The sequence below is a fragment of the Pseudomonas sp. genome (assembly GCF_036404235.1).
Classification (GTDB): domain Bacteria; phylum Pseudomonadota; class Gammaproteobacteria; order Pseudomonadales; family Pseudomonadaceae; genus Aquipseudomonas.
Window position 1 is genome coordinate 23,464 of record NZ_DASWOT010000113.1, and the last position, 9,662, is coordinate 33,125.

Genomic DNA, 9,662 nt, shown 5'->3' on the forward strand with positions numbered 1-9,662 from the left:
GATCGGACAAGCGTCTGGCTTCAGAGCAGTTCACCTGCAGGCTTGATGGCGAATGGGTTCAGACATATCGATATCGTCTGGCCCACCGTGCCCGCCCGCAAGCCGTCTCCTATGGGCAGCCCAGAAGCAAAAGCGACCCTATTATCTGCTGTCATTTTTTACCGAAAAAAAAGCCCCAAACTCTCACTTGCGAGCTGGGGCTTTTTGTTGCTGCTGAAACGTCTTAAACCATTGGGTCGCCGACGTGCAGGATCTTCATGCCGTTGGTGCCACCGATGGTGTGGTAGCTGTCGCCCTTGGTGAGGATGACCCAATCGCCTTGCTCGACCAGACCGCGTTTGAGCAGTTCGTCGACTGCAGCCTGACTGACCTGACCGGGTGGCAGGGCCGCCGGGTCGAACGGCACGGTGTACACGCCACGGAACATGGCCGCACGTGCTTGAGTGCCGCGATGCGGAGAAAACGCATAGATCGGCACCGACGAGCGGATGCGCGACATGATCAACGGGGTGTAGCCACTTTCGGTCAGCGCGATAATCGCTTTCACGCCAGGGAAGTGGTTGGCCGTATACATGGCTGCCAGCGCGATGCTTTCGTCACAGCGCGTGAACGATTGGCCGATGCGGTGGCTGGAGGTCTTGCCGGTTGGGTGACGTTCGGCGCCGACGCAGATACGCGCCATTGCTTCAACTGCTTCGACAGGGTACGAACCCGCAGCACTTTCCGCAGAGAGCATGACGGCGTCGGTGTAGTCGAGCACTGCGTTGGCCACATCGGACACTTCGGCACGGGTCGGCATGGGGCTGGAAATCATCGATTCCATCATCTGCGTCGCAACGATCACAGCCTTGTTGTGGCGACGAGCGTGCAGGATGATTTTCTTCTGAATGCCAACCAACTCGGCGTCGCCGATTTCAACGCCGAGGTCGCCACGGGCAACCATCACGGCATCACTGGCACGAATCAGGGCGTCAAGGGTTTCGTCGTCGGCAACGGCTTCAGCACGTTCGATCTTCGCCACGAGCCACGCGGTACCGCCGGATTCGTCACGCAGCTTGCGTGCGTATTCCATGTCGGCTGCGTCACGCGGGAAGGACACGGCGAGGTAATCCAGGTCCATTTCGGTCGCAAGCTTGATGTCTTGCTTGTCTTTTTCGGTCAGTGCTGGTGCTGTCAGGCCGCCGCCGCGACGGTTGATGCCTTTGTGATCGGACAGCGGGCCACCAATGGTCACCGTGCAATGCAGCGAATCAGCGGTTTGCGTGTCGACACGCATGACCACTCGCCCGTCGTCCAGCAGCAACTCGTCGCCTACACCGCAATCTTTGACCAGGTCGGGGTAGTCGATGCCAACGATGTCTTGAGTGCCGTCGGTCAGAGGATGGCTGGTGGAGAAGGTGAATTTGTCACCGACTTTCAGCTCGATCTTCTTGTTGATGAATTTGGCGATGCGGATTTTCGGACCTTGCAGGTCACCCAACAGTGCGACGAAGCGACCATTCTTGGCGGCAATGTCTCGAATCAGCTTTGCCCGAGCCTTGTGCTCGTCGGGAGTGCCGTGGGAGAAGTTCAAACGGGCGACGTCCAGGCCCGCAAGAATCAGCTTCTCGATAACTTCTGGCGAATTACTTGCAGGGCCAAGTGTGGCTACGATTTTGGTGCGGCGAACGGACATGCACAAACTCCTTAAATGAAGCGCAGCGAGAGGCTACTACTCTGCGGCGCTGTAGTCATTGTTCCTTTGCACTACCTTGCTGCCCGATGACTGGGCAAACGGCAGGTAATCGGCACTCAAACAGCCTTGAAGAATTCTTGCTATACGCCGATACAATGCAGAGCACAGGAGAGTCTCATGCGAATCGTGATTATTTTAATCGTGATGGCCGCTATTGGCGGTTGCACACGTTGGTCGATGAACAGCCATTTGAACAATGCCAACCACGCTTATGCGCAGGGCGACTGCGATGCGGTCATGTATAACCTGTCCAAAGTCGAACGGGAAAGCCGTTCGCGCCGCTACGTTCAGCCAGAGGTGTCGATGCTGCGCGGGCAATGCCTTGAGCGGCAGAAGCTGTACCTGGACGCCATGCAGACCTACCAGTTCATCATTACCCATTACCCGAACAGTGAATATGCGTACAGAGCCCAGGCCCGCATGGACACGTTGCATCAGCTGGGACATGACCGCGGTGCAGCGCCGGCTGTGACAAAACCTGCTTCACTATGATTACACTCGATTGGATGGGCGGTATCGTTTTAGATCGCTTGCTAACGATCTTGAGCTAGGCTGCGATAAGCAGGGAGTCGAAACAACCAAGGCCAGGAGCGCGAACGGCGTTCTGGTTATCACGAAAACGAATAACCGGACGAGTGACTTCAGTCAGTGTTGCACTGTCAGATGACGTCCCTGTTGTAATAAATAGGTAGATTCGCTCGTTTACGTCGTCTTGTAGTCTCGTGTGCGACCGAATTTCAATGCACTAGCGCGACCATGCTCAATGGTCATTCCAGGGCGAATGTCCAATGCTGAACGAGAGACGAATCGAGCGTCATCAATTGCCGTATTACCTGCAGGTCTTCAATCGGTATACCGATAAGCCGATGGGGTGTCTTGGCAATGTGTCCGAACAGGGTTTGATGCTGATCAGTGATCTGCCGGTACTTGTGGGGGCGGATTTTCAGCTACGCCTGAAAGTGCCCGACGGCAAGAGCGGCCTGAACATCATCGATATCAACGCCAGTTGTCTGTGGTGCCAGGAAGATGAAACGCCGGGAGTGTTTGACTCGGGGTTCAGGTTGCAGGCTGCACCGATCGAATATCATCAGCTTATTCAGGCGTTGCAGCGCTATTTCAGCTTCTACTCGCTTGAAGCTTCAGCATGATAGCGGCGCCTTTTATAAGGTGCCGGCTTTCTTCCAGCTCAAATAACGACTGATCAGCTCCGGTCCCAAATCGCTTGGGCGCACATCCAGTACAGGAATGCCATGGGCGATCAATCGTTCGTGCAGCGTTGTCCGAGCGTTGAGAAAATCCACGGTGCCGCAGTAGTCCAGTGCCTCTTGCCACGACTGAACCGGCGTCTGGCGGAGTTCGTCGAGCACTTCTTCTCGCAGGCTGGCAACCAATACCCGGTGCTGGCGGCCCAGTTGTTTGACAGCGCTCAACAACTCGGCGTCGTCTTCGTCGCGCAGGTTGGTCATCAGCACCACGAGCGCCCGACGTTTGTGTCGCACCAGTAATTGTCGAACCGCCGCGCTGTAATCGGCCGGACGTTGCGTGCTGTCCAGGTCATACACCGTGTTGAGCAGCAGGCTCAACTGCGCGGACCCTTTCACAGGCGCCAGGTAGCGATTGTGCTCGGCGGCAAAAGTTGATAATCCCACCGCGTCACCCTGGCGCAATGCCACGTGGCTAAGTAGCAGGCATGCATTGAGCGCATGATCGAAGTGCGTCAGCTCGCCATCCTGACTGCGCATCCGCCGACCGCAGTCGAGCATAAAAATGATGTGCTGATCGCGTTCGTCTTGATATTCCTTGGCAATCGGTGTGCGCTGACGGGCGGTGGCTTTCCAGTCGATCTGGCGCAGACTGTCGCCCTCGCGAAACTCTCGAAGCTGGTTGAACTCCAGACCAATGTCCCGGCGCTGTCGTTGGCGCACACCCAGCTGGCTCAGCCAGTTATCCACAGCCAACAATTGACCGCCTTTCAGGCGTGCGAAGTCAGGGTAAACCCGAGCTGCGCTGGCGACCGGCAAGTAACGGCGCGAAGTCCATAATCGCAAGGGGCTGGGCAGGCTGATTTCAATCCGTTCAAAGGTGAAATCACCGCGGCTGGTGGGACGCAGGCGATAGCTCAACTGAGCGCTCCGGTTGGGGCGCAGCACGATACGTTGTGCAGCGTTCTCCACATCGAAGCGGTTACCTGGGCCGGCTGGGCCGTGATCGAACAGGTTCAACGGCAGCATTCGTGGGTAGTCGTGCTGAATGTCGATGCGTACTTCGCTCCAGCGCCCTAGCGCGAGGCTGCCAGACAACTGACGCTGCACGCGCGGCGACGGCAGACGCCACAGCCAGAAGGCATCCAGCGCACAGGCCAGCGCCAGTAAAAACAACAAGGTCCAGAACACCCCGGCGAGTTTTGTCGTGGGGCCATGGCCAAGCGATTCCAATATCCCCAGCAACACCGCCAAGCCCAGCAACAGAGCGAGGCTACGAAGCAAGCGCGGGGACGGCCTGAGCATCTGCGTCATTGACGGGGCGCCGGAACCTGATCGAGCAGTTGCTTGAGGACCTGATCAACCGAAAGCCCTTCGATATCGAGCTCGGGCGATAACCTGACCCGATGCCTCAACACCGCCAGCGCACACCCCTTGATGTCGTCAGGTATTACAAACTCACCGCCGCGCAGTAATGCCCGGGCGCGACCGCCTCGAACCAGTGCGATGGACGCACGCGGCCCGGCACCGAGGGTCAGCCCTGGCCATGTTCGCGTGCTGCGTGCCAGGCGTACCGCATAATCGAGGACATGCTCATCAATCGGCAAATCGCCAGCAATGCGTTGCAGGGTCAGCACATCCTTGGCGTGTACAAGCGTGCGCAGCGGCTGTACGTCGAGCATGTCGGAGCGTGTCGATTTGCTGACCTGGCGGACCATTTCCAATTCTTGCGCGGCGTCGGGGTAATCCAGGCGCAGCTTGAGCATGAAGCGGTCAAGTTCGGCTTCGGGCAGCGGGTAAGTGCCTTCCTGTTCGATGGGGTTCTGCGTCGCCAATACCATGAAAGGCTGTGGAACCGGCAGCGCTCGGCCTTCAAGGGTGACTTGACGTTCTTGCATCGCCTCCAGCAAGGCGGCCTGGGTCTTGGCAGGCGCACGGTTGATTTCGTCGGCGAGCAGCAGATGAGTAAAAATCGGGCCTTTGCGCAGTTTGAATTGTTCGGTGTGCATGTCGTACACCGCATGACCTGTGACATCGCTGGGCATTAGATCGGGGGTGAACTGGATGCGCGCGAACTCGCCGCCGAAACAGCGGGCAAGCGCTCGGACCAACAGCGTCTTGCCTAGTCCGGGCACACCTTCAAGCAGTACATGACCACCGCCGATGAGTGCTGTCAGCACGTCGTCGATGACAGCATTCTGGCCGATCACGGCCTTTTGTAATTCGTGGCGAATAGCTTGCACCAGGTGAATGGCACGTTGACGCTGCTGCATCGGGCTGCTGGTCGACGCGGCGGCATCGGTCGCAACAGATTCGTGGGCGGTATCGGTAGCGGTATCTTCGCTATTCGTCGGGTCTGTCGGGTGATCGCTCATAAGGCATTCCTGAGGGTTTGCAGGTAGGCAACCTGACGGATGAATTCGGTTCGCGAAAGGCGTTCGTTCGGGCGCGGCCGCAGAGCCTGGCCGACAGCGCTGGTCGGTTGACGTGTCAGGCGTGCAACGGTCTGCCACTGCTCGGCAATGCCCAACCCGTCAAAACCTGGATGGCGTTGGCGGGCCCGGCGCAGGATGTCTGTTTGCAGATTACGCAACAGAGCTTGCTGTCCTTTGCGCCTGAGCATGAAGTCGGCGCTGGCGCGCAGGTGTTCGGCCAATTGCCGTCGCGCCCGTTCGGGTGCTGGCTGTAAGGGACCTTGCCGCATTCCGACGCGCCACAATGCCATGAGCGTCAGCAATACCAGCGCAGTCAGCGCCAGTGGAAAATATCTCACCAACAGGCTGAACACGTCTGCGTGCTCAGTGCGCAAGAGCAGGGTCACTGCGCTGTCTTGAGTCAGGTACCACAGTAGCCAGGCGTTGTCGTATTTGCCGATCGCGCGGTTTTTCCACAGGTCGGCATCGGTAAGGACGGTGATCAGCCCGTTGCCATAAACCATTTGCAGCATGTGCGTGGCGTCGGCGCTGTTGGCCCAGGATTGCGCCTGGTCCTGAGGGTCGTCCAGATGAAACGCTGGATCGAAACTCATGTAAGCCGGATCAGTTTCATGTTCCACGTACAAACGCGTCAGTTCCGGCCACGGTGTTTTCGAGGTGTTCGCGAGGTCGGCGCTCAGGGGAATGACCGGCTTGATCATCTCCTGTTCCCGACGTCGATCCTGCTCGCGCAGATCACGGGTGAGGAATTGATGAATCTGTATCTGATCGAGCAACAGGTCGCCGCTGCGGCCCTTTTTTTCATCCCACAATTGTTCTGCGACGAACACCAGTCGGCCGCCGGAGCGTGTCCAGGCCAGCACTCGCTCGACCTCTGCGGGTGTCATGTTTTCGCGGGTATCCAATAGCAACAGGGTTTGCGTTTGCTGTTGAGTGGCTGGAAGACCGTGCAGCGTCTCGATCACTTTCACTGGAATCGAACGCTGATCAAGGAATAGTTGCGCGGCCAGATAGGGATTGGCCTGGGCTTTTGGAGAGGGGCCTTGATCAATGACCTCCTGGTAATGTTCCAGCTGTTGGAACAGCAGCATGGCAACGGCAGCAATCACGACCAGTACCAGCGGCCCGATCCACCATAGGATTCGGCGACTCATGCTGATCCTCTGGTCGCAAACAATCGCCGCCAGCCGTCACACAGTTCTTGCTGTACATCGGTGGGTGGCAACTGATGCCCGTAAGCAAGATTCTGCCAATGGTCGGTCAGCTTTTGACTGAAATCCTGCAGTGGCTGATCAAGAGTGGTTATCCGTTCAAGCACCTGGCCTTCGGTGTCGGCATTTTTGAGCGGCAAGTGATAATCGGTGATTAGCCGGCTGAGCAGCGCTCTGTAGAGCAGGCTCAGTGCCTCGCGCGGTTGTTGCGGCCAAAGTTTCTCGACGCTGGCGGCGACATCGTTTGGCAGGCTTTCGGCGCCGACCTGTAAACCGAACAATTGTTGTGGTGTCGTAGGACGGGGAGCTGTCTTGTGTTCGTGTTTTTTGACGAAAGCGCCGATCCAGCGTCTGTATTGCCATGCCACCCAGACCACCAACACTGCGATAGCGCTCCACAGCAAGACTTCGAAGACATTGGCCAATAGCGCGGCGACGGCCATCAGGCCGTACAACAAGCTGACCAGCCAAGCAGGGGAGTCGCTGTGCTTTATCGCCCTGGCGGCGTCCTGTGGTTGTGCAATGCGCCAGCCGGAAACGGTCTTGGGGTTTTTGAACGGAGGGTTTTCCAGCACCGACTTGACGGCTGTTTCAGAGGCCTGGCTGGTGAGTCGCTGGGTCAGCAGACGAGGGCTGCCGGGTGCCGCGACGGTGTCATCGGGTTGCGGTTGATCAAGTGGCGGCAGCGGGCAGCTGTAGCGCTGCGAGTCCGGTAATTCGTCGGCCATGACCAAGGTGGGCGGCAACGAGAACAGCAGGGCGCATCCGAACAGCAACGCATACGCACTGCCGATCAAACGTTGGCGCAGGCGTCGAAACACCAGTTCGATGTCCCAGGCTTCAAGTTCTGTGCGGCGATTCAGGTACAGGGTAAAACCACAGGCGACATAGATCGGCCCCCACACGATTAATACCAGCGCGTAAAAAGCATTGGTCAGGTGCTCAAGCCAGTTCCAGTCGCCCTCAATGTTCAGCAAGCTGTTCCACGACCAGTCGACTTCGATTTGCTGCGGGATTAGTGCATAGAACAGCACCATCAGTCCGACCCAAAAACACATTTCCAGCGCGCTACCCACCGACGTCAGGCAACGGGCTGCGCGCATGTCCTTCTGGCTGAGCACACTGATACGTTGCGCTCGCTCGGAGCCGGACAACCCTTCGAGTTGCTGAACTGGCAGTTTGAAACTGCGACTTAAGCTAAAGCGGCGCCAGGTCAGGCTTGCCAGCAGTTGCGGTTTGAGTGCGCGCGGCCAGGCACCCAGTGCTTGCTTGAGCGTGGGTGTCGCGCCGAAAAGCGCTTGCGACAGGATCAATAGCGTTAACCGTTCATAAAGTGGTTTCAGCCACCAAAACAGGAAGATCGCCAGCGATGGGTAATCCCACAGCGCGAGGCTGAGCAGGGTAAATACTGGCAGCGTGACGATGGCCCAACTGCTCATCAGCAAGCCGCGATGTTTACGTGCCAGCAACACCCCAAGATCGATGGCTTCCCATGGGTTACGCGGGCGGATGACAACGCTGGCGTCAGTCAGGCGCATGGGGGGAGCGTCCGGCAAAGATCAAATAAGAGGCGACCAGTGTCCAGAGTACCGCGCCCACCAGGTATTTGGTCAGCGGCGCTGGCCAGCTCATGGATGACCAGTAGGCCTCGATAAAAGCGGCGATCGACAGAAACACAATCACTCCCGCTATCAGACGGATGCTGGTTTTTGCTGCGACCCTCAAGGCTTCGCTGCGCGGCAGCGGGCCTGGTGCCAGCAGTGCCCATCCCAGTTTCAACCCGGCTGCGCCGGATAACGAAATGGCAGTCAGTTCGAAGGCGCCATGACCAATGACGAACGACCAGAATGTTTCACCGAAGCCAACCTCGGTAAGATGCCCGGCAACGGCACCGATCATCAGTCCGTTGAAAAGCAGGAAGAACAAACTGCCCAACCCGAAGATCAATCCGCTGGCGAAGGTCTGAAAGCAAATGCCGATGTTGTGCATGATGTAGTAGCCGAACATCATCCAGTCTTCAGTCGATTCGCGCTCGACAGCTTGGCCGATACGTCGTGCGGCCGGGTCGTACATGGTCTCCATGTCGCTCACCTGGGCAGGGCTGACCACGCTGTAGACCAGATCGGGAAAGCCGTACATCAGCATGGCCATCAGCAACAGACTGCCAAAGAACAACAGGCCGGCAATCATTACGCAGCGCCATTCGGCACGCACCAGTCGCGGGAACCCTGCCAGCAGGAAGCCGATTAATTGCGTGCCGAACTGGCTGTGGTGGCGATAAAGCTGTTGGTGGCCGCGCATCGCCAGTTGATGCAAAGGGTCGATCAGGTGACTGCTGTATCCCCGCTCCTGCGCCAGGGCCAGATGGTGGCAAATGCGTCGATAGTCGCAGGCAAACGTTTCGCTGGCTTGCACGGTGCCTCGGCTGCGTTCAAGCGTGTCCAAGCGCTCGGCAAAACACTGCCAGTCTTGCTGATGGCGGGCTTCGAACTGGCTTTGTTTCATGCTGACTGCAACTTCATGTTGGCCCCAACAATCCACGTGCGATTCCATTCAATCGCTCGACGGCATGATCCGGCGATATCTTTAGTGGCTGGGCCAGAATCAGCGCCAGCTCTTGGGTTCTGGCTGGCGATAATCCTGGCTGACGTTCGGCGAAGGACAACATGGCGCGTTGTTCATCCAGCGTCATGGCGACCGGTGTAATCACAGGTTCGGCATCAGGCAGATCAGGACGTTCGATGGGTGTGTCGCGATAAATCACCAAAGAGCCGGCCGCCAGATCGCCAAGGCGCTTGAACAGTGGATGCTGAAGGCAGGTGAACGCGCCAACGCTATAACCGAACGGCAGCATGTCGACGAAGCGCAACAGGTTGCGCAGCAGTGAGGCGGGCCAGCCTATGGGTGTGCCGTCGTCGTGTACCACACGCAGGCCCATGATGTGTTTTCCGGGCGAGCGTCCCTGGTTCAGGACTTCGAACAGCACCATGTACCACCAGGTCACGAGAAATAGCGCAAGGGCCCCAAGCCCCATGCCGAATGTGTCGAAGGGGCTAAGTAGCAGGAACAACGCGCCAAG

General features: G+C 58.0%; 9 protein-coding genes. 2 read left to right on the forward strand and 7 right to left on the reverse strand.

What is annotated here, in order from left to right:
• Positions 1–223: 223 nt before the first annotated feature.
• On the reverse strand, positions 224–1,675 hold the full coding sequence (gene pyk / locus VGC62_RS14140; protein ID WP_331187707.1) for a pyruvate kinase: 1,452 nt from the start codon (positions 1,673–1,675) through the stop codon (positions 224–226).
• Between the two features lie 177 nt (positions 1,676–1,852).
• On the opposite strand from pyk, the gene VGC62_RS14145 reads away from it, so the two are divergent.
• Positions 1,853–2,227, forward strand: a complete 375-nt coding sequence (locus VGC62_RS14145) for a tetratricopeptide repeat protein (RefSeq protein WP_331187708.1) — start codon at positions 1,853–1,855, stop codon at positions 2,225–2,227.
• Between the two features lie 296 nt (positions 2,228–2,523).
• On the forward strand, positions 2,524–2,883 hold the full coding sequence (locus VGC62_RS14150) for a PilZ domain-containing protein (RefSeq protein ID WP_331187709.1): 360 nt from the start codon (positions 2,524–2,526) through the stop codon (positions 2,881–2,883).
• 12 nt (positions 2,884–2,895) lie between these two features.
• Here VGC62_RS14150 and VGC62_RS14155 read toward each other — a convergent pair whose 3' ends face one another.
• The 6 genes from VGC62_RS14155 to VGC62_RS14180 all read right to left on the reverse strand — a co-directional run.
• The gene (locus VGC62_RS14155; RefSeq protein WP_331187710.1) at positions 2,896–4,251 is read right to left on the reverse strand and encodes a DUF58 domain-containing protein; all 1,356 of its coding nucleotides are present in this window, start codon (positions 4,249–4,251) and stop codon (positions 2,896–2,898) included.
• A complete protein-coding gene (locus tag VGC62_RS14160) occupies positions 4,248–5,210 on the reverse strand; it encodes a MoxR family ATPase (protein ID WP_331187715.1) in 963 nt (320 codons plus the stop codon). Before VGC62_RS14160 ends, VGC62_RS14155 begins: the two co-directional genes overlap by 4 nt.
• A gap of 98 nt (positions 5,211–5,308) precedes the next feature.
• Entirely contained in the window at positions 5,309–6,526 is a 1,218-nt protein-coding gene (locus VGC62_RS14165) for a DUF4350 domain-containing protein (RefSeq protein WP_331187711.1), read from the reverse strand.
• A complete protein-coding gene (locus VGC62_RS14170; RefSeq protein WP_331187712.1) occupies positions 6,523–8,121 on the reverse strand; it encodes a DUF4129 domain-containing protein in 1,599 nt (532 codons plus the stop codon). Before VGC62_RS14170 ends, VGC62_RS14165 begins: the two co-directional genes overlap by 4 nt.
• Positions 8,108–9,088 carry a stage II sporulation protein M gene (locus tag VGC62_RS14175; protein ID WP_331187713.1) on the reverse strand — a complete coding sequence of 327 codons (981 nt, stop codon included), beginning with the start codon at positions 9,086–9,088 and terminating at the stop codon, positions 8,108–8,110. Before VGC62_RS14175 ends, VGC62_RS14170 begins: the two co-directional genes overlap by 14 nt.
• A 13-nt stretch (positions 9,089–9,101) precedes the next feature.
• The coding region (locus tag VGC62_RS14180) for an RDD family protein (protein ID WP_331187714.1) at positions 9,102–9,662 on the reverse strand (561 nt) is incomplete at its 5' end.